We start from the raw sequence: 20180 nt of genomic DNA on the forward strand, positions 1-20180 counted from the left end.
GTCTCCCGCGGGCCGAGGCCGTTCGCCATCGCGGCGGCGACGCCCTGGGCCAGGGCGGCGGCGACTCCGTTCCCCGCAGCGGTGCCGGAATCGGCCGCCGAACCCTGACCCAAGCTGGTAGCCGGAGAGTTGCGTATCTCCGGTGCGGCGGGATCCGGGGGATCCGCTACCGCCGGACCGGCGGCGGTGAGCAGCGCACAGGCGCTCAGCACGCCTGCGACACGTACGAGGTGCGGCAGCATGGACATGATGGCTCCTCAACGTCGCGGTCGAGGTCGCACGCTACTCCGCTGATCAGCACATTCCAGACATTTCGCCCGGCACGCCCGGTGCCGGATTCAGCGCGGCACACGTCCGGGCACCAGATTCGGTGCGGGCCGCGCGATCAGGCGTGCACGGCCGCCGGAGCCACCGCGTAGCCGAGGTTCGCCAGCACTTCGCCGGTGGCCTTGGCGAAGTTCAGGGTGATGAAGTGCAGGCAGGGCGCGCCCTCGTCGATGAGACGCTGGGCCATCTCGGTGGCGATCTCGATGCCGGCCGCGCGGACCGCCGCCTTGTTCTCCTGCGGGCCGTCACCCGCGGCCCGCTGCAACCGCTCCATGACTCCCGCGGGCAGTTCCCGCCCGCACAGTTCCACCGCGCGCTGCACCGTTCGCAGCGAGGTGATGGGCATGAGCTCGGGGATGATCGGCTTGGCGCCCTCGACCGGATCGAGTGCGAGCGCGCGGTCGCGCAGGCGCAGGTAGTGCTCGGGGTCGAAGAACATCTGGGTGATCGAATACTCCGCGCCCGCACGGAGTTTGGCGATCAGGTGCGCGGTGTCGGTCCCCAGGTCCGCCGAGCGCGGATGCCCCTGCGGGAACGAGGCGACACCCACGTGGAAGTCGCCCAGCTCGCGCACCATGCGCACCAGTTCCTCGGCGTATTCCACGCCGTCGGGGTGTTTGATCCACTCCCCCAGCGGATCTCCCGGCGGATCGCCGCGCAGCACCAGCAGATTGCGGATACCCGAGTCCGCGTACGCGCCGACGATCGAACGCAGTTCCGCGACACTGTGATCCACGGCCGTCAGATGCGCCACCGTGAGCAGGGTGGTCTCGCGGGCCAGCTGGCCGGTGACCCGGATCGTGCGGTCCCGGGTGGACCCGCCCGCCCCGTAGGTCATGGACACGAAGGCCGGATGCAGGCGTTCGAACTCCCGGGCCGCCCGCCACAGCCGGGCCTCGGCCGCGGCGTCGCGCGGCGGGTTGAACTCCACCGAGAACGGCACCGACCCGTCCGGGCGCGGCCCGAGCTGCTGCACGATCGAGCGAGTTCCGGACACGAGCGGCGTGCGGGAAACTCGGCCAGGGGTCGAATATCCCCGTACATTCTCGAAACTCACGGCCCCAGTTTAAGGGGCGCGCTCACCCGCCACCCCCGAACCCGCCCCCGCCCACCCCTCCTACCGGCATTTTCCGCCCCGCGCAGGAAAATATTCACCCCCGGACCCGCCCCCGACGGGCCGAACCCCGCCCCGCGCACCCCACCTGTGGAACCCGCCACTTTCACGCCCGCCCACACCCGCGAACCGCTCGAGCACCGCATCGGAACCGATCGGGCATGAGCCCCGGCCGCGGGCACGGGGACGTGCGCGGTGCGCGGGTAGAGCACAGCCGGGTCGGCGCCGAACCGGGCAGAGACGGCGGGGGTGGCGCGGGCGGATGTGCTTCGGGAACCTGCCGCTCGGTACAGTCGGTGCCGAACCCCGCCCGTGGCCAGGTCGGCTCGCGGTGTGGCTGTTCGGCGAACCTCCCCCAGCACCGCACGGGCGGGTCGCCGAGCGCCGGTGGCCGGGGACGCGAACGCGTCGCGCGCGAGTGCGCGGCACCCACCCCGAGGAGGATCCGCTGTCCGCCGGAACCGGTACCCCGACCCGCCAGCCGGTCGGCGCGGAATCGCTCGTCGCCGCCGTGCAGGAGCGCCTGACCGCCTTCTTCGAGACCCGGCGCGAGATCGTCGAGCCGCTGGGCCCGGTCGTGGTGGAGGCGGTGCGGGTGCTCGAGCAGTTCGTGCTGCGCGGCGGTAAGCGCACCCGGCCCGCGTTCGCCTGGACCGGCTGGCTCGGCGCGGGCCGCGACCCCGAGGATCCCGAGGCCGACGCGGTGCTGGTGGCCTGTGCCGCACTGGAACTCGTGCAGGCGGCCGCGCTCATCCACGACGACATCATCGACTCCTCACGCACCCGGCGCGGTTTCCCGACCGTGCACGTGGAGTACGAGCAGCGCCACATCGGCGAGCGGTGGATCGGCGACGCCCCGCACTACGGCGAATCCATCTCCATCCTCATCGGCGATCTCGCCCTGGCCTGGGCCGACGACATGACCCGCGAGGCCGGGCTGCCCCCGGCCGCCCTGGCCCGCTTCGGCCCGGTCTGGGCGGCCATGCGCACCGAGGTGCTCGGCGGGCAGATGCTCGACATCCACGGCGAGGCCGGCGGCGACGAATCGGTCGAGGCCGCGCTGCGCATCAATCGCTACAAGACCGCGGCGTACACCATCGAGAGACCGCTGCACCTGGGCGCGGCCCTGGCCGACGCCGACGCCGAACTCATCGCCGCCTACCGGGAATTCGGCACCGACATCGGGATCGCCTTCCAGCTGCGCGACGATCTGCTCGGCGTCTTCGGCGATCCGGCCGTCACCGGCAAGCCGTCGGGCGACGATCTGCGCGAGGGCAAGCGCACCGTGCTCATCGCCGAGGCCCTGCGCCGCGCCGACGCCACCGACCCGGCCGCCGCGGCCCTGATCCGCGACAACCTGGGCACCGACGTCTCCCCGGAACTCGTCGCCGAACTGCGCGCGATCCTGACCGACCTCGGCGCGGTCGACGCGGTCGAACAGCGCATCTTGAGCCTGACCGACCAGGCCCTGACCGCCCTGGACGCCAGCACGGCCACCGCCGACGCCAAGCGCAGGCTGCGCGCCATGGCACTGGCGGCCACTGCCCGCTCGTACTGACGGGCATCCGGAGCGGACGCCACGCGCGGGCGGGATGGCGCGCGCCGAGTCCCGTGACGCGGGCCACGGCAGTCCGGCCGGGGTGGCGGCACGAAGCAGCAGTGTGGCACCGATATCGAAGCGGGGAAAGCAGTGATGGGCATGAAAACGGTTGCGGGGCCGAGTGATCGGGTCGTCGTGGTCGGCGCGGGTCTGTCCGGGCTGGCGGCGGCGCTGCATCTGCGGGGGGCAGGGCGGTCGGTGACCGTGCTCGAGCGCGCCGATCACCCGGGCGGCCGGGTCGGGCTGTACCGCGGGGACGACTACGAGATCGACTCCGGCGCAACGATTCTGACCGTGCCCGAACTCATCGACGAGGCCCTGGCCGCGGTCGGCGCGACCCGGGAGTCCACGGGCCTGCGGATTCTCGAACTCGCGCCCGCCTACCGCGCGCGCTTCGCCGACGGCGCCGAGGTCGGGGTGTACTCGGACGAGGAACAGATGACCGCCGAGATCACCCGGGTGCGCGATGCCGCCGCCGGGCAACGCTATCGGCGGCTGCGCGCGTGGCTGCGCGGCATCTACGAGTCCGAGTTCGAGCACTTCATGGACACCAACTTCGACTCGCCCCTGGACATGGTGCGCTACCCGGACAAGCGCCGGGCGCTGCTGAAACTGGTGCGGCTCGGCGGTTTCGGGCGGCTCGGCCCGCGTGTTCGCCGGCTCGCGGGCGACGAGCCGCTGGCCCGGCTCTACAGCTTCCAGGCCCTGTTCGCGGGCACCGCGCCCAATCAGGCCCTCGCGGTCTACGGCGCCATCCCGTACATGGACACCTGCCTCGGCGTGTACTACCCCGAGGGCGGCATGCGGGCCATCGCGGCCGCGCTGGCCCGCGCCTTCACCGACGCGGGCGGCGTGCTGGAGCTGAACGCGGAGGTCACCGGCATCGAGTACCGGGGCCGCCGGGCCACCGCGGTGCGCGTCGCCGACGGGCGCGAGGTGCCGTGCGACGCGGTGGTCGTCACCGCCGACATCGGCGGCCTCGAACGCTTCGGCCTGCGCCGGCGCCGGGGCCTGCGCGCCTCGCCCTCCGCGGTGGTCGCGCACGGAACCGTCCCGGCCCACATCGCGGCCGGCTGGCCGGTGCAGGCGCATCACACCATCGACTTCGGCCGCGAATGGGATCGCACCTTCGCCGAGATCGCCGCCCGCCCCGGCCGCGGATCGCTCATGAGCGATCCGTCGCTGCTGCTCACCCGGCCCGCCCTCACCGATCCGGCGCTGTACATCGACCGCCCGGGCACGCATATCGACGCCGCCGGGCAGCTCTCGGACACCGTCCGGCACGAACCGCTCTCCCTGCTGGCCCCGTGCCCCAATCTGGACGCGGCCCCGCTGGATTGGGACCGGCTCGCCCCGTTCTACCTGCGCGAGCTGCTGGGCGTACTGGAAGACCGCGGCTACCAAGGTATTTCGGAGCACTTCCGGATCGACCACGTCGACACGCCGCGCACGTGGCGCGATCGGGGCATGTTGGCGGGCACGCCGTTCGCCGCGGCGCACCTGTTCCGCCAGACCGGACCCTTCCGCACCCGGAACCTGGTTCCGGGCCGTGACAACGTGGTTCTGGCGGGTTCGGGCACGGTCCCCGGGGTCGGCGTGCCGACCGTGCTGCTGTCCGGAAAACTCGCCGCGACCCGAATCACGGGTGATCTACGACATGCCGGGACCCGAACCTCCCCTGCCGAGGCGGTAGCACCGCCGCACAAGCACTAGACTCATCCGCGTCCTGAACCAACGCGGCTGGCGCCGCCGATCTTTCCGGGGGGAACGACCACCGATGCCGACCCCCGATACGGACGCCGCCATCACCACGCGCGGCACCCACGCCGACCGGATCACCGGCGGCACGGCATCGCACCACTGGATGCGCACCTACGCCGATTTCGCGCGCAGCCCCGAGGGCAAGGCCGCGCTGCTCGGCTGCTTCGGCGCCCTGATGATCACCTTCGGTGGTTTCGGCGCGGGCAGTGTGCGCCGCAACGACCCGCTGCTCGAGGCCGCGCACCTGTCGTGGCTGCGCTTCGGGCACGGCTACGCGCTGTCGACGGTGTTCGTCTGGATCGGCGTGCTGGCCATGATCACCGCGTGGGTGCGCCTGGGCCGGGCCACCATCGGCAACGTCCCGAACGTGACCGTCACGCTGAACGAGTTGCGCGCGATCGTCGGCATCTGGATCTTCCCGCTGTTGTTCGCGGTGCCCATGTTCAGCCGCGACGCCTACTCGTACCTGGCCCAGGGCGCGCTGCTGCGCGACGGGTTCAACCCGTACGAGGTCGGCCCCGTGGTGAATCCCGGTGTGCTGCTGGACAATGTGAGCCCGGTGTGGACCACCACGACCGCGCCCTACGGCCCGATCTTCCTGCTGCTCGCGCGCGCCATCACCTCCCTCACCGGGGAGAACGTCGTGGCCGGCACCATCGCGCTGCGCCTGGTCATGCTGCCGGGGCTCGCGCTGATGGTCTGGGCCGTACCGCATCTGACCAAACACCTGGGCGGTAAGCCCACCACCGCGCTGTGGCTGTCCGTGCTCAATCCGCTGGTGCTCATCCACCTCATGGGCGGGGTGCACAACGAGATGCTCATGGTAGGACTCATGGCGGCCGGCATCGCGCTGGTGCTCGAGCGCCATCACGTGGCGGGCATCGTGGTGGTCGCCATCGGTGTCGGGGTGAAGGCCACCGCGGGTGTCGCGCTGCCGTTCCTGGTGTGGATCTGGATGATTCACGAACGCGAACGCCGGGCCGCGCGCGGCGAGGGCGAGCTGCCGCATCCGGCGCTCATGTTCGCCAAGATCGCCGGGCTCGGCGTGGCGGTGTTCGCGGCCGTGTTCGCGGTGGCCTCGGCGCTGGCCGGGGTCGGCATCGGCTGGCTCACCGCGCTGTCCGGCTCGAAGAAGATCATCAACTGGCTCTCGCTGCCGACGGTCATGGCGCACATCACCACCTGGGTGACCCCGTTCCGCCTGGAGCCGGTGCTGGACGTGACCCGGGCGCTGTGCGCGGTGGCTCTGATCGTGGTGCTGGTGTGGACCTGGTGGCGGTTCCGCAACAGCGAGCGCGCGGCCGTGTTCGGCATTCTCATCGCGTTCGTGGCGATCGTGATCCTGTCCCCCGCCGCCCTGCCCTGGTACTACTCGTGGCCGCTGGCCCTGGCCGCCGGTTTCGCGCTGTCCACCACGACACTGCAGTGGCTGGTGGGGCTGTGCACCTGGCTCATGCTGGTCTTCCAGCCCGACGGATCCATCGGCCTTTACAACTTCCCGCACGTGGCGCTGGCGACTTTCGCGGCCGTGGTGGCTGCCCTGTCGTTGCGCACGGTGGATCCGCTGCGGTTGAACGCGCACGCCCACCCCGAGGCGCCCGCGCGCGTGCAGGCACACGCGGGGACCCCGCCCAGCCCGGCATGAGCCCGGCCACGCTGGATCGCGCCTACCGGGACTGCCGCCGCATCGCCGCCGCCCACGGCCGCACCTATTTCCTGGCAACCCGCCTGCTCGAGCCCGAGCGAAGACCGGCCGTGCACGCGCTGTACGCCTTCGCGCGCCTGGTGGACGACCTGGTCGACACCGCCGAAGACGGTGCGGTGGCGGCGAATTCCGACGGCGCGCACGCCGGTGCGGCCGCCGCGCACCTGGACCGGCTCGAATACGAACTACGCGGACGACTGCTGCGCCCGGCGGAAATCGGCGGCGGCGGCGCGGATCACACCGATCCGGGCACCCTCGAGGATCGGGTGCTGCTCGCGGTCTCCGACACCATCCGCCGGTATGCCATTGCGCCCGAACACTTCTGGGTGTTCCTGGACTCCATGCGCATGGACATCCCCGGCAGCCCGCAGTACCGCGACCGCTACCCCACCATGACCGCGCTGCGCGAGTACATGCGCGGTTCGGCCGCCGCCATCGGCCTGCAATTGCTGCCGGTGCTGGGCACGGTGGTCCCGGTCGCCGAGGCCGAACCCGCCGCGGCCGCGCTCGGCGAGGCGTTCCAGCTCACGAACTTCCTGCGCGACGTGGCCGAGGATCTCGATCGCGGCCGCGTCTACCTGCCGGCCGACGATCTGGCCGCCTTCGGCGTGGACCGCGACCTGCTGCTCGAATGCCGCCGCACGGGAACGACCGACCCGCGCGTACGCCGCGCGGTGTCCCACCTGATCGCGGTCAACCGCGACATCTACCGCCGCGCGGTACCCGGCATCGACCTGCTGCTCCCGCGCGTCCGCCCGGCCATCCGCACCGCCGCCACCCTGTACGGCGGCATCCTCGAGGAAATCGAGCGCCACGACCACGAGATCTTCAGCGCCCGTGCGACGGTGCCCACCCACCGCCGATTACGCGTGGCGGCAAGGGAATTCACCACCCGGACCCTGCACCCGGCGCACTGACCGAGGGGTCACGATCAGTGCTGACAGGGTGGCTCGATCGGCACCGGCCAGGTGGTCGCGATCGGTCGCCACCAGGCGGTCGCGACCCGCACCGACCGGGTAGTCGCGATCAATCCCGGCCGGCGGTCATACTTCGCCGGGGCCGGCTCAGAACGGGTCGGCGGCCGCGCGGCGGATGACCTCGCGGGCCAGATCGCCGTGCAGGGCGTCGATCGGGCGGCCCGGCAGCGACTCGTCCTCGGTGTACACCCATTCGAGGATCTCCTCGTCGGTGTACTTGCCGTCGTGCATGACCGTGATGAGGCCGGTCAGATGCTTGGCGATGTTGCCGTGCGCGTCGAAGAACTCCGCCGGAATCCCGAGCACGCCGTCGCGGCGCACGGCGATGACCTGGCGATCACGCAGCAGCTGATGCACCCGGGTCACGACCAGGCCCATGCGGTCCGCGACATCGGGCAGCGGGATCAGGGTCACCGACGCGGGCAGGACATCTTCGCTGAAAGGGATGGCACTCACCCGGACAACGGTAGTCTGTCGCCTCGCATCCGCCGCATCACACCCCGACCCGACTACCATCGGGTCCAGCCGCAGAGAGCGGCCGTTCGTCGGAAGGGTTGCAGTTGATCGGCCAGATGCTGGAAGGGCGCTACCGCATCGACGCGCCGATCGCGCGCGGCGGTATGTCCATGGTGTTCCGGGGGGTGGACACCCGGCTCGACCGTCCGGTCGCCATCAAGGTGATGGATCCCAAGTTCGCCGCCGATCCGCAGTTCCTCACCCGCTTCGAACTCGAGGCCCGCGCGGTCGCCAAGCTCAAGCATCCGTCGCTGGTGGCGGTGTACGACCAGGGCCTGGACGGCGACCACCCGTTCCTGGTCATGGAATTGGTCGAGGGCGGAACCCTGCGCGAGCTGCTGCGCGAACGCGGCCCCATGCCCCCGCACGCGGTGCGCGCGGTCGCCGAGCCCGTGCTGGCCGCCATCGGCGTCGCGCACGCGGCCGGCCTGGTGCACCGGGACATCAAACCGGAGAACGTGCTCATCTCCGACTCCGGCGAAGTCAAGATCGCCGACTTCGGTCTGGTGCGCGCGGTCGCCGCCGCCAACATCACCTCCGACAGCGTCATCCTGGGCACCGCCGCGTACCTGTCCCCCGAACAGGTCACCAGCGGCAGCGCCGACGCGCGCAGCGACGTGTACTCCGCGGGCGTGCTCATCTTCGAAATGCTCACCGGGCGTACCCCGTTCACCGGCGACACCTCCATCTCCGTCGCCCTGCAGCGCGTCGAGAAGGATGTGCCCAGCCCGAGCCGTTTCATCGCGGGCGTACCCCCCGAGATCGACGAACTGGTCGCGCACGCCACCGCGCGCGAACCCGGGCACCGCTACGCGAACGCCACCGAGATGGCGGGTGAGCTGCGGCGCATCGCGCACGAGCTACGGCTGCCCGACTACCGGGTGCCCGCGCCCCAGGACTCGGCCGAACACCTCAGCGCCCGCTACCAGGTCGCGACCCCGGCGGCGGCGCCCGCACGACGTCAGCACACCCCGCCGGCCGGCGCGACCGACCTGACCACCCGGCTACCCGCCGAGGCCCCGGCTCCGCCCCCGCATCAGCACACCCGGGTCATGACCGCGGCCCGCGAGATCCCGCCGAACTTCGCACCCCCGCCCGCGCCGGCGGGCGTACCGCCCGGCCGGCAGGACTATCGCTCCGAACGCAGCGAGAACGGCAAATCCCGCCGCACGGTCATGGTGTGGCTGGGCGTGGTGATCACCCTGGCGCTGCTGCTCGGCATCGGCGGCTGGTGGCTGGGCATGGGCAGATACGAGGCGGTCCCCTCGATCGCCGGGCTCGACACCCAGCGCGCGGTGGCCGCCATCGAAGCCGCGGGCTTCCAGGCCGAAACCAAGCAGAAGGCCTCGGACATCATTCCGGTGGGCAATGTGGTCGGCACCGATCCGCCCGCCGGATCCAAGCTCACCAAGGGCTCCACGGTCGCGGTGCTGGTCTCGAACGGCAAGCCCCGGGTGCCCGAGGTCGCCGCGGGGGCGGATGTGAACACCGTCAATCAGGCCATCAAGGACGCCGGGCTGACGCCGGTGGACGCCGGTGAGGTCGGCAGCGCGGCCGCGAAAGGCACGGTCGCCAAGGTGGATCCGGCGCCCGGGACCATCCTGCCCGCGGGCGCGAACGTGAAGGTGTTCCGCAGCAAGGGTTCCCTGCCGGTGAAGCTCCCGGACCTGAGCGGCAAGAGCGAGACCGATGCCAGGGCGGTGCTCGAGAAAGCCGGGCTCACGGTCGGCGGCATCCGGAACGAATTCCACCCCAAGATCAAATCCGGTGAGGTGATCAGCACCGATCCCGCCGCGGGCTCCACCGTCGAATCCGGCAGCGCCGTCACCCTGATCCTGAACAACGGCATCGAGGTGCCGAACGTGTTGGGCAACACCGTCGCGGTCGCCCGCGCCAAACTGGAGGCCCTCGGCCTGCAGGTCACCGTCCGCCAGCTGGCATCCAACGACGGGTCCCTGGTCATCTCCCAGAGCACCGGCGTCGGCAACAACCTGGAATCCGGCGCGACCATCACCCTGGTCGCCATTCCCTAGCGGCGCGACGGCAAACGGCTCGAGCACCCCCGACAAACACCGCGGCCCGATCCGAAAGGATCGGGCCGCACGCGTATCACCTTGTCGCCGAGCGCCGTCCGGCGCCCGGCCCGGTGGCTCAGCGCAACATTTCCGCCACGAGGAAGGCCAGCTCGAGGGACTGCTGGGTGTTCAGGCGGGGATCGCACGCGGTCTCGTACCGGTCCGACAGGTCCAGATCCGAGATGTCCTGCGCGCCACCGAGGCATTCGGTGACGTTCTCACCGGTCAGCTCGATGTGCAGGCCGCCCGGGTGGGTACCCAGCGCGTGGTGCACCTCGAAGAAGCCCTGCACCTCGTCGACGATCCGATCGAAGTGGCGGGTCTTGTAGCCGTTCGAGGTCTCGTGCGTGTTGCCGTGCATGGGATCGCACTGCCAGATGACCTGGTGCCCGGTGGCCTGCACCTTCTCGATGATCGCGGGCAGCACGTCGCGGACCTTGCCGTTGCCCATGCGCGCGACCAGGGTCAGGCGGCCGGGCTCGTTGTTCGGGTCCAAGCGCTCGACGTATTCCACGGCCTGCTCGGGCGTGGTGGTCGGGCCGATCTTGAGCCCGATCGGGTTGGCGAGCAGCTCGGCGAAGGCGATGTGCGCGCCGTTCAGCCCGCGGGTGCGCTCCCCGATCCACAGGAAGTGCGCCGACAGGTCGTAGAGCAGCGGCTCACCGGTGACGGGGTGCTCGCTCAGGCGCAGCATGGCGCGCTCGTAGTCCAGCACGAGGGCCTCGTGCGAGGCGTACAGGCGCGCGGTCGACAGGTTCGGGTCGTTGACCCGGCACGCCTTCATGAACGCGAGCGCGCGGTCGATCTCGATGCCCATGGCCTCGTAGCGGGCGCCGGCCGGGGACTGCGCCACGAACTCGCGGTTCCAGTTGTGCACCTGGTGCAGATCGGCCATTCCGGCCGAGGTCATGGCCCGCACCAGGTTCATGGCGGCGGAGGCGTTGGCGTAGGCGCGCACCAGCCGCGACGGATCGTGTTCGCGCAGCGCCGGATCGGCCACCAGCGAGTTGACCATGTCACCGCGGTAGGAGATGAGCCCGAGGGAGTCGGTGTTGGACGAGCGCGGCTTGGCGTACTGACCCGCGATGCGAGCCACCTTCACCACCGGCAGGCTCGCGCCGTAGGTGAGCACCACGGCCATCTGCAACAGCGTGCGGATGTTGCCCCGGATATGCGGTTCGGTGTTGTCCGCGAAGGTCTCCGCGCAGTCACCGCCCTGCATGAGGAACGCTTCCCCGCGCGCGACCTCGGCCAGGCGCAGCTTGAGCTCCTCGACCTCGGCGGGGACGCAGATGGGCGGCACGCTCTCGAGCACGGTCCGCATCTTGGCGGCCTGTTCGGGATCCCAGTTCGGCTGCTGTAGGGCCTCGCGGGATAGCGCGTCGTCCAGACGCCGGCGCAGCGCCGCGGGCAGCGGAGGAAGTTCCGGCAGGCGATCGATCGGTACGTCGACGGTCCAGTTCACCCGTTCAGAATACGGACCGCGACAAACCGCGCGGACTACACCCAGGGCTGAGAAAAACCACACCGTCGCAGGCCGAATTCGATGAACCCGCGCGACGGCGAGCCGGTACCGTCCGCCCACCCGGACCCGCGCCGGAACCGGAACCTAGGCTGATCCCGGATGATCTTCCCTGATCATTCTCATCCCGCGCCGGTGGTTGTCGCCAACGGCCGCCGACCGAGGAGTGGACCGTCTCTTTTGCGCTATTTCTATGATTGCGAATTCATCGAGGACGGCTCGACCATCGACCTGATCTCCATTGGCGTGGTGTGCGAGGACGGGCGCGAATACTATGCCGTCTCAACCGAATTCGACGCCGAGAAAGCCGGGCCGTTCGTGCGGCGCTACGTGCTGCCGCAGCTGCCGCAACCGTCGTCGCCGCTGTGGCGCAGCCGCGAGAAGCTCCGCGAGGACCTCTACCGCTTCCTGGTCCCGCGCGCCGGGGTGGAACCCGAACTGTGGGCCTGGGCCAGCGCCTACGATCACGTCGCGCTGTGCCAGCTCTGGGGTTCGATGGTCGAGTTGCCCTCGGCGCTGCCGCGCTACACCAACGAGCTGCGCCAGCACTGGGAGCAGCACGGCAAACCCGCACTGCCGCCGGTGCCCAAGGACGCGCACGACGCGCTCGCCGACGCCCGGCACAATCTCGCGAAGTTCGAGGCGATCGAGGCGCACCGGCGCCTGCGCACCACCTGAGCAATGCCGAAAGGCCCCGGGAGACCGAGTCTCCCGGGGCCTTTCGCGCTTGTCGCGGGACTAGCCCGCCAGGGTCTGCGGAATGCGATCCGCGTCCGGACGGCTGCCCGAGGGCACGCCGTCCTTGAGGCTGGCGGCGTAGACGTCCACGTACTCCTGCTCGCCCATCTGCATGAGCTCGTACATGATCTCGTCGGTCACCGCGCGCTCGACGAAGCGATTGCCGCCCATGCCCTCGTACCGCGAGAAGTCGATGGGCTTGCCGAACTTGACGGTCACCTTGCGCGGGCGCCAGCGGAACGGTCCGGGCGGGCAGACCTCGTCGGTGCCGATCAGGGCCACCGGGATCACCGGGACGCCGGTTTCGAGGGCGAGCCGGGCCACGCCGGTCTTGCCCTTGTACAGGCGGCCGTCCGGGGAGCGGGTGCCCTCGGGGTACAGGCCGACGAGCCGACCTTCACCGAGCAGCTTGCGCGCGGTGTTCAGCGCGCTCTCCGCGGCACTCGCGCCGGTGCGGTCGATCGGGTACTGCCCGGTGCCGCTGAAGAAGAACTTCTGCAGCCTGCCCTTGAAGCCGGGCGTGGTGAAGTACTCGGCCTTGGCCAGATACGTGATGCGACGCGGGCTCGCCAGGGGAGTGAACAGCCAGTCCGTGAACGACAGATGATTTCCGGCCAGAATCGCCGCGCCGTCGGCGGGGATATTCTCCATACCCTCGACCTTGGGCCGGTTGATCAGCTGGATGAGCGGTCCCACCAAAACGAATTTCAGCAGCCAGTAGAACATTGCGTCCTTTCCCCTGTTTCGATACCCGGGACCGGCCTCGTTGCGGGCACCACATTCAAATCCCGACTCTACCGCTGAGACCTGGCGGTGACCAACCGCCCACCGGTGTACAGCTGTGATTCACACCGAATTCACGGGGCGTCACATATCAGCGCAGCGACGGACCGGCGGGCACCGCGTCCCGCCCGACTTCGAGCGCGGCCCGCGCCAATTCGGCCGCGCCGATCATGCCCGCCGCCTCACCCAGTTGCGCGGTGCGAATTCGAGCGAGCGGACGATGCCGTGCCCCGGTGATGGCCACCGAATAATGCTCGCGCGCCGCGTCCAGGAACAGCGGCGCCGAGGTGCTCACACCCCCGGCGACCACGATCAGATCCGGGTCGAAGATATCGCTCACCCCGGCCAGCCCGAGCCCGAGCCAGCGCGCGAAATCGGCCATCACATCCAGGGCCACCGGATCGCCGTCCTGCGCCGCGCCCGCCACCCGCCGGCCGGTCAGCGAATCGGGATCCCGATCGGCCTCGCGGCTCAGCAGCGCCGACCGTTGCGGATCGGTCGCCAGCAATTCCAGCGCCGTGTCCACCAGCGCCGTTCCGCTGCAATATCTTTCCCAGCACCCGCGTTTGCCGCAGGCGCAGGCCCGGCCGTTCGGGACCACGGTCAGATGGCCGAGTTCGGGCGCGACGCCGTAGCTGCCGCGATAGAGCTGCCCGCCGACCAGCAGCGCCGCGCCGATGCCGGTGCCGATGGCCACCAGCACCACGTTGCGCCCGCCCGCGGCCGCGCCGAAGCGGTACTCCGCCCACATGGCCGCGTTGGCGTCGTGCTCGAGAATGACCGGCAGTCCGAGGCGATCGGTGAGCCGCTGCGCGACGGGCGCGTCCTCCCACGGCAGATGCGGGGCGAACCGCACCGTGGCGCGGTCCTCGTCCACGAAGCCCGCGACCGCGAGCCCGACCGCGCCGATGGCGTGCCTGCCGCACAATTCGCGCACCGCGCGGGCCAATCCGTCCTCGAGGGCGCGCGCCGACTGCGGCGTGGGCGCGGTGACGGTGTCGAGCACCTCGCCCGCCCCGTCGACCACCGACGCTCGAATATTGGTGCCGCCCACATCGATTCCGACCGTCAGGGGCACCGGCGTCCGGCCCCTCATGCCTTGATGGTCACATCGATCGGAACATATCCGGACCGCGCCCCCCGTCCGCCGCGACCGGCGGGCCGCTCCGCGCCGGGACCGGGTTGCCGCTGGTCCGCGCGACCGGACCCCGCCTCGCCGGGCCTGCGGGCGGTGCCCGGGCCGCGGCCGAGGGGATCCTCGCCGGTGGTTTCGGCGGCGGCGGGTTCGGCGGTGGCGGCCGAGTCCGGCCGTTCCCGCGCGCCCGCGTCGCGCTCCGGCGCGGTGTCCCGGGCGGCCGCGGTGCCGGACCAGCCGGCGGCAGCCGAATCATGGCCGCGGGCACGGCGTTCGGCGGCGACCGCCTGGGCTCCGGCGGCGAATTTGGCCAGCAGACCGCCCAATCCGGCGACCGCTCCCCCGTGCGCTGCGCCCCGGGCACTCGAATCTCCGCCGCGCGCGCCGGAATCCGCGCCGGGCGCGCCGGAATCGGCGGCGCCGAAGGCCGGATCAGCGGCCGAATCGGCCGAATCGGTACCGGCGTCACCGCCCGGCGCGGCGGAATCCGACCCGGCGCGCGGATCCCTCATGCCGAAGCGCTGCTCCGGAGCGTGCCCGTGACCGTACGAATCATGTAGCCACGCATGATATTCCGGCGAGTCCGGATCCAGATCCGGCGGAATCAGCGGCTCCACCGGAACGCCCGCGAGGGCCTCGCGCAGAACGGTGACGATCGCGGTGCCGTGATCGGCGATGGCCGCGACCACGTCGTGGTGCTCGCCGCGCACCACCGCGGCCGCCGCGCACACCGGGCACCAGCTGCAACTGTCCCACTGCACCCGGCCGTCGGCGGCGGTGCGGCGCAGCACCGGTTCCACGCGTTCGAGCACGGCCTCGGCGAGCAGGCGCAGTTCCTCGGCGAATTCGCTGAAATTGTCGTCCGGGTGGCCGGTGCGCGGATGCTCCTGGGACGTGGTCATTTCGGCCAGACCTCGGGGTCCGGGCGGAACCGGATCACCAATTGATCGCCGTCGAGTTCGGCGGCCTCGACCGTGCACCGCCGCAATACCGGCGCCAGCCGCAGCCGGCGCCTGACCCCGTCCGCTCCCACGATCAAATCGTCCTCCACTCGTCCCAGCTGCAGCGTCGACGGATCGACCACGGGCAGGTGCATGCGCATCGCGAACACCGAAGCCAGACCCGTCCCCGACTCGTGCCGCACCTGCGGCCCGCCGGAAACGGACAGCCCATCGTCCGCATCTGAGCCAAGCATAGGGACAGACCCCCCGCCCACCCAGTCACCACTCGCATCGATCCCGTGGGACAGCGCCGTCAACGCCGCCAGACCCACCGGTTCGGCGCCCGCGTGCCGTACGACCTGCACCGGAACCCCGCCCATTCGCTTGCGTAAATCCTCGACCACGGCCGATTGCTCGGCCTGTCGCTCGGAATACCACCGCACGGCCGGATGATGCGCGGGCGGCGCGGGCGTCCCGAACCAGGACGCCGGACCGGCGCGGCGGGTCGTCCAGGCCGCGACGGTGGCCGTGTCGTCGTCCGGGCCGATCAGGGCGGGCGCGCCGGACTCGAACGCGGCCGGATCCTGCCGCAGCGCAGCGCTTTCCGCGTCCTCCAGTTCGGGCAGCACCTTGTTCACCAGGACGCCGGTCAATTCCAGGCCCAGCAGCGCCGCCGCGGACCGCACCCGCGTGGACTCGGCCACCGCGACGTGTTCGGGGGCGGTGACCAGGCGCGCGGTGGTGCGCGAACGATCGGCCAGCAGATCGCGGGCGGCGGTGACCAGGGTGACGATCTGCTCGACCGAGACCGCGATCATCGCCCGCCGGAAATCCCCGCCCACCGCGGTCAGCGTGCGCGCGTGCGCGGGCCAGACGCGGTCGAGATAACCCAGCAGGGTGTCCGGGGCGGTCACGATGCGCAGCATGTCGGCCGACGGCGGGCAGTCCAGCACGATCACGTCCCAGCGCCCGACGCCCGCGAAATCGGTGATCTCCAGCAGCGCGAGCAGTTCCTGGATGCCGGGCAGCCCGGTCAGCTCGGCCGGATCCAGCGCCGAGATGTCGACCCCGTGCCGGTCACCCGCCCCGGACAGCAGCAACAGCACGGTCCGGAAGCGATCCTCCAGCAGCGCAAGGGAATCCACTTCGATCACATCGAGACCGGGCTGCACCGCCGCGACCCCGGGCACACTGCCGGGCTGATGCTGGAACCGGAAGCCCAGGGCGTCGCCCAGCGAATGCGCCTGATCGAGCGAGGCCAGCAGCACCCGCTGCCCGGCGCGCGCGTAGGCGAGCGCGGTCGCACACGCCAGCGTCGTCTTCCCCACCCCGCCCTTGCCGACGAACAGCTCCACCCGGGTGGCGCGCGACGGGCGTCCAGTCGTGCTCGCGGTCAGCCTTCGACCCGCTTCTTGAGTTCCTTCAGCGCGGTATCGGTGATGACCTTCTCGGCCTTGCGCTTGAACATGCCGATCATCGGGATGTTCAGGTCCACCGTGAGTTCGTACACCACCTCGGTGCCACCGTCGGGCAGCGCGATGAGTTCGTACGTGCCGTCCTGCGCCTTCTGCAGTTCGCCGCCGACCAGGGTCCAGCTCACCGCGCGACCGTCGGGCCGCCAGGTGTAGGACAGCGTGTAGGTGTCCTTCACGACCCCCGCGTCCAGCACGAAACGCGCGGTGCGGGCACGACCGTCGGGATCCTTGTCGAGCACCTCGACCGAACGGGCCGCGGCGACCCATTCCGGATACGACTCCAGGTCCGCGATGACTGCCATCACTCGTTCCGAGGGGGCGTCGATCACGATCGACCGTTGGGTGCGATCGGCCATGGGTGGCAACGCTTCCTTTCCAGCTGCGGCGGCGGAATCTTCGAGCGGTGAGAACCGGGCGGAATTCAGTGCGCGGCGGGCGCGACGCCGGCCTTGCGGCCGGCCTCCAGACGTGCCTTCACCTCGAAGGACATCTTCTTACCCGCAACCCGGCGGGCGCGATTGGCCGCCATGAGTTCGCGCGCGGACATCGATTCCACGCCCTTGGGCTCGGCGTGCATGAAGTAGTGCAGGATGACGCCGTCGAGCATCGGCTCGAGCCAGACCTCCATGGTGCCGGTGGCCCCGCCGGCGATGGTCCAGCGGATTCCCTTGTCGGCGCGATCTTCTCGCACCTGCAGCTGCAGGTCCGGCCACCAGCGACGCCAACGGGCCTTGTCCGCCAGCAGCTCACCCACGGCCGTGCCGGGCGCGGCGACGAAGGTCTGGTCGGCAACCTGGATACTGCTCACTCGGCTGAGCCTAGCTCAGATCGCTCGCACGTTCGTATCCAGCAGTTCCCGCAGCCGCACGCCCATGCGATCCCAGCGCCATTGCCGCTGCACCCAGGCACGACCGGCCGCGCCCATGCGGGCCGCGGCGTCGCGATCGGACAGCACCGCGACGATGGCCGCGGTGATCGCGGCGGTGGAGCGGCCGTCGACCACGTGGCCGGTCTCGCCCTCGCGCACGGTTTCCGGCGCACCACCGGAATCGCCCGCCACCACCGGCACCCCGGTGGCCGAGGCCTCCAGGAAGACGATGCCCAGACCCTCCACGTCCAGGCCGAGACCGCGGGTGCGGCAGGGCATGGCGAAGACGTCGGCGATGGTGTGGTGGGCGGCGAGTTCGGCCGCGGCCACCCGGCCGGTGAACACCACGGCATCGACGACGCCGGTGGCCCGGGCGAGCCCGCGCAGCTTCTCCTCGTACGGGCCGCCGCCGGCGATGACCAGCACCGCGCCGTCGATCTGCGCGCGAATGTCCTTCATGGCCACGATGAGCGCGTCCTGCCCCTTGCGCGGGACCAGCCGCGACAGGCACAGGATGGTGGGCCGATCACCGAGCCCGTAGCGTTCGCGCAGCGCGGCGCGGGCGGCCGGATCCGGCTTGAAGACCTCCGAATCCACCGCCGGGGGCAGGTATTCCAGGGCCGCGTTCACCCCGAACGCCGCGGAGAACCGGCGGCGCGTGTACTTGCTGACATAGGTGATGACATCGGTGTCGTCGCCGATGGCCCGCAGCGCCTGCCGCGCGCCGGGCAGCATGGACCAGCCCACCTCGTGCCCGTGGGTGGAGGCCACGATGCGCTCGGCCCCGGCCTTGCGCAGATGCGGTGACATGAGCGCGAGCGGCGCCGCGGCCCCGAACCACACCTGCTCGCACTGCTCGTCGCGGATCAGCTTGGCCGCGCGCCGCATCACCAGGGGTGTGGGCAGCATCAGCGTGGTGGGGTGGCGGACCACCTGAAACGGCTGTTCGGCATCGAACCTGCGGTGACTGTCGCCCTTCCAGCGGGGCGCGTACACCACCAGATCATCGGGCGGCAGCTGCATCGCGAGCGCGTGGACGTAGGACTGAATACCTCCCGGCCGCGGCGGGAAATCATTGGTAACCAGCAAGGTTCGCCCCATACGCCCAACCTACTGCACCCGCGCGCACCGCGATCCCCGCCCCGAAACCTCGCACCCCCGTCCGGGTGCGCGCGGCGCCGTGCGGTCAGGCGCCTTCGGTGGTGCGGGAGGTGATCCAGGTGCGCCAGTCGGTCAGGAAGTCCGCGTACGGGGTGGCGATGACCTCGCGGAACGCGGCGTCCACCGCGGCGTGATCGCGCGGTCCGCGCGCCAATTCCCGGTAGAGCGTGACCAATCGGCCCTCGCCGAAGCGATCGGCCAGGAACGCGCACGCCGACCAGGCCTGTTCGTAGGCGAGGGCGGCCTGCCCGCTCGCGGGTTCGAACACCACGTCGGCGGGCAGCTCCGCGGGCAGCGCGCCGGTGCGGGCGCGGGCGGTCAGCGCCGGGGCGATCTCGGCGACGGTGCCGGCCGACCCGCGATGGGCGGCGTATTCGGCGAAGCCCTCGAGCAGCCACTGCGGGGAACCCTCGGCGGTCACCGCGCGGGTGGCGACGTGGGTGAGCTCGTGGCGCAGCACCGTGCGCAGACCGTCGGCGCCGAGCCTGCGCCCGGCTTCCGGGCCGAAGACCACGCGCTGCCCGGTGGGCCGGTCGCCGGGCCGGAACACGTCCGAAACCGTCACGGCCGCAACCTCCGCCGGCACGTCGCCGGTCGAGCCGGTCAGCGCCGCGAACTCCGCGGTGCTCGCGGCCACGACCACCACCGGGGCCTGGGACCAGTCGGCGCCCCACAGCGCGCTCACCGCGACGGTCGCGGCCGCGAGTTCGCCGGCCAGCACGTCCACGTCGGCGCTGCGGGTGGCGTGCCCGAGCACGATGCCGCCGCGGTTCGATCCGGTGGTCACCGATTCCGCGATGACCTTCCCGTAGCCCTCCATCAGCCTTTTGACCTGCGGCACTTGCGGATCCGAGGCGGTGACCTGGCCGCTCTCGGGCCCGGGGGCCACCGCGCGCAACGTGGGCAGCACCGAATTGGGCAGCATGAGCAGCGCACCGCAGGCGGCGGTCAGCCCGGTCACCATGACGAGGGTGAGGCAGAACTCGAAACGCCGCTTGGCCGAGAACCAGCCGCGAACCTGTCGCAGTGCGCTCATTGCCACCTCGTGTTCGGGCGCGGCGTCAGTACCGGCGCGCGGAATGGAACGGTGTCGAGCCCATCGGCGCCACCTGCACCGGCACTCCGAAAGTGGAGGCGTGCAGCATCAAACCATTGCCCGCGTAGATCCCGACGTGTGAGACCTCAGAGTAGAAGAACACCACATCGCCGGGCTGCAGGTCCTGTTCGGCCACGGGCGTGCCGAAATTCGACTGCTGCTGACTGGTGCGCGGCACGCTCTTGCCGACCTGTTTGAACGCCCACTGCACCAGGCCGGAGCAGTCGAACTGATCGGGCCCGATCGCACCCCACACGTACGGCGCGCCGACGCGGGTGAGACCGGCGGCCAGGGCGCTGGTTCCGCTGCCGGGCACGAGCCCGCGCAGCAGAGTGTCGCGGTCGAAGCCGGGCGGGAACATCGAGCCGGCGAGCGCGGACTTGTCG

The 20180-nt window shown here is 71.0% G+C and carries 19 protein-coding genes; 6 read left to right on the forward strand and 13 right to left on the reverse strand.

Translation table 11 applies throughout. The features are described from left to right. Both ABZ319_RS35420 and ABZ319_RS35425 read right to left on the reverse strand, forming a co-directional pair. A partial coding sequence (locus ABZ319_RS35420) for a hypothetical protein (RefSeq protein WP_354990930.1) occupies nt 1–248 on the reverse strand: 248 nt, incomplete at its 3' end. Nucleotides 249–385: 137 nt separating this feature from the next. Then, entirely contained in the window at nt 386–1324 is a 939-nt protein-coding gene (locus ABZ319_RS35425; RefSeq protein ID WP_354990946.1) for a methylenetetrahydrofolate reductase, read from the reverse strand. A 628-nt stretch (nt 1325–1952) separates the two neighbouring features. Here ABZ319_RS35425 and ABZ319_RS35430 point away from each other — a divergent pair. The 4 genes from ABZ319_RS35430 to ABZ319_RS35445 all read left to right on the forward strand — a co-directional run bounded on the left by ABZ319_RS35430 (nt 1953) and on the right by ABZ319_RS35445 (nt 7424). Next, nucleotides 1953–2999 carry a polyprenyl synthetase family protein gene (locus tag ABZ319_RS35430; protein WP_354990947.1) on the forward strand — a complete coding sequence of 349 codons (1047 nt, stop codon included), beginning with the start codon at nt 1953–1955 and terminating at the stop codon, nt 2997–2999. A gap of 141 nt (nt 3000–3140) precedes the next feature. Beyond that, nucleotides 3141–4754 carry a phytoene desaturase family protein gene (gene crtI / locus ABZ319_RS35435; protein WP_354990931.1) on the forward strand — a complete coding sequence of 538 codons (1614 nt, stop codon included), beginning with the start codon at nt 3141–3143 and terminating at the stop codon, nt 4752–4754. A 151-nt stretch (nt 4755–4905) separates the two neighbouring features. Beyond that, on the forward strand, nt 4906–6447 hold the full coding sequence (locus ABZ319_RS35440; RefSeq protein WP_354990948.1) for an alpha-(1->6)-mannopyranosyltransferase A: 1542 nt from the start codon (nt 4906–4908) through the stop codon (nt 6445–6447). Continuing rightward, complete coding sequence (locus ABZ319_RS35445; RefSeq protein ID WP_354990932.1) at nt 6444–7424, forward strand: phytoene/squalene synthase family protein; 981 nt, start codon at nt 6444–6446, stop codon at nt 7422–7424. The genes ABZ319_RS35440 and ABZ319_RS35445 overlap by 4 nt, the downstream gene beginning before the upstream one ends. A 147-nt stretch (nt 7425–7571) precedes the next feature. Here the strand turns inward: ABZ319_RS35445 and ABZ319_RS35450 are convergent, their stop codons facing one another. Further along, entirely contained in the window at nt 7572–7940 is a 369-nt protein-coding gene (locus ABZ319_RS35450) for an Rv2175c family DNA-binding protein (RefSeq protein ID WP_354990933.1), read from the reverse strand. A 104-nt stretch (nt 7941–8044) separates the two neighbouring features. Between ABZ319_RS35450 and pknB the strand changes: the two genes are divergently transcribed. Next, on the forward strand, nt 8045–10033 hold the full coding sequence (gene pknB / locus ABZ319_RS35455) for a Stk1 family PASTA domain-containing Ser/Thr kinase (RefSeq protein ID WP_354990934.1): 1989 nt from the start codon (nt 8045–8047) through the stop codon (nt 10031–10033). Nucleotides 10034–10151: 118 nt separating this feature from the next. On the opposite strand, the gene ABZ319_RS35460 is transcribed toward pknB, so the two are convergent. Next, the gene (locus ABZ319_RS35460; protein ID WP_354990935.1) at nt 10152–11540 is read right to left on the reverse strand and encodes a class II 3-deoxy-7-phosphoheptulonate synthase; all 1389 of its coding nucleotides are present in this window, start codon (nt 11538–11540) and stop codon (nt 10152–10154) included. Between the two features lie 237 nt (nt 11541–11777). Here ABZ319_RS35460 and ABZ319_RS35465 point away from each other — a divergent pair, with 237 nt between their 5' ends. After that, complete coding sequence (locus tag ABZ319_RS35465; RefSeq protein WP_354990936.1) at nt 11778–12275, forward strand: polyadenylate-specific 3'-exoribonuclease AS; 498 nt, start codon at nt 11778–11780, stop codon at nt 12273–12275. Between the two features lie 60 nt (nt 12276–12335). On the opposite strand, the gene ABZ319_RS35470 is transcribed toward ABZ319_RS35465, so the two are convergent. The 9 genes from ABZ319_RS35470 to ABZ319_RS35510 form a co-directional block, all read right to left on the reverse strand. Next, nucleotides 12336–13061 (reverse strand): lysophospholipid acyltransferase family protein, encoded by a 726-nt coding sequence (locus ABZ319_RS35470; protein WP_354990937.1) that lies wholly within the window; start codon nt 13059–13061, stop codon nt 12336–12338. 148 nt (nt 13062–13209) lie between these two features. Continuing rightward, a complete protein-coding gene (locus ABZ319_RS35475) occupies nt 13210–14214 on the reverse strand; it encodes an ROK family glucokinase (RefSeq protein WP_354990938.1) in 1005 nt (334 codons plus the stop codon). Further along, complete coding sequence (locus ABZ319_RS35480) at nt 14211–15155, reverse strand: hypothetical protein (protein ID WP_354990939.1); 945 nt, start codon at nt 15153–15155, stop codon at nt 14211–14213. Before ABZ319_RS35480 ends, ABZ319_RS35475 begins: the two co-directional genes overlap by 4 nt. After that, on the reverse strand, nt 15152–16549 hold the full coding sequence (locus ABZ319_RS35485; protein WP_354990940.1) for an ArsA family ATPase: 1398 nt from the start codon (nt 16547–16549) through the stop codon (nt 15152–15154). The genes ABZ319_RS35480 and ABZ319_RS35485 overlap by 4 nt, the downstream gene beginning before the upstream one ends. A 38-nt stretch (nt 16550–16587) precedes the next feature. Then, nucleotides 16588–17025, reverse strand: a complete 438-nt coding sequence (locus ABZ319_RS35490) for an SRPBCC family protein (RefSeq protein ID WP_354990941.1) — start codon at nt 17023–17025, stop codon at nt 16588–16590. Between the two features lie 65 nt (nt 17026–17090). Further along, a complete protein-coding gene (locus ABZ319_RS35495; RefSeq protein ID WP_354990942.1) occupies nt 17091–17477 on the reverse strand; it encodes a polyketide cyclase / dehydrase and lipid transport in 387 nt (128 codons plus the stop codon). 15 nt (nt 17478–17492) lie between these two features. Beyond that, a complete protein-coding gene (locus tag ABZ319_RS35500; RefSeq protein WP_354990943.1) occupies nt 17493–18638 on the reverse strand; it encodes a glycosyltransferase family 4 protein in 1146 nt (381 codons plus the stop codon). Between the two features lie 85 nt (nt 18639–18723). Beyond that, on the reverse strand, nt 18724–19734 hold the full coding sequence (locus tag ABZ319_RS35505; RefSeq protein ID WP_354990944.1) for a hypothetical protein: 1011 nt from the start codon (nt 19732–19734) through the stop codon (nt 18724–18726). 25 nt (nt 19735–19759) lie between these two features. After that, nucleotides 19760–20180 (reverse strand): NlpC/P60 family protein (locus tag ABZ319_RS35510; protein WP_354990945.1); only part of this gene is annotated, 421 nt, incomplete at its 5' end.

The sequence above is a fragment of the Nocardia sp. NPDC005978 genome, assembly GCF_040614455.1.
Taxonomy (GTDB): Bacteria; Actinomycetota; Actinomycetes; order Mycobacteriales; family Mycobacteriaceae; genus Nocardia.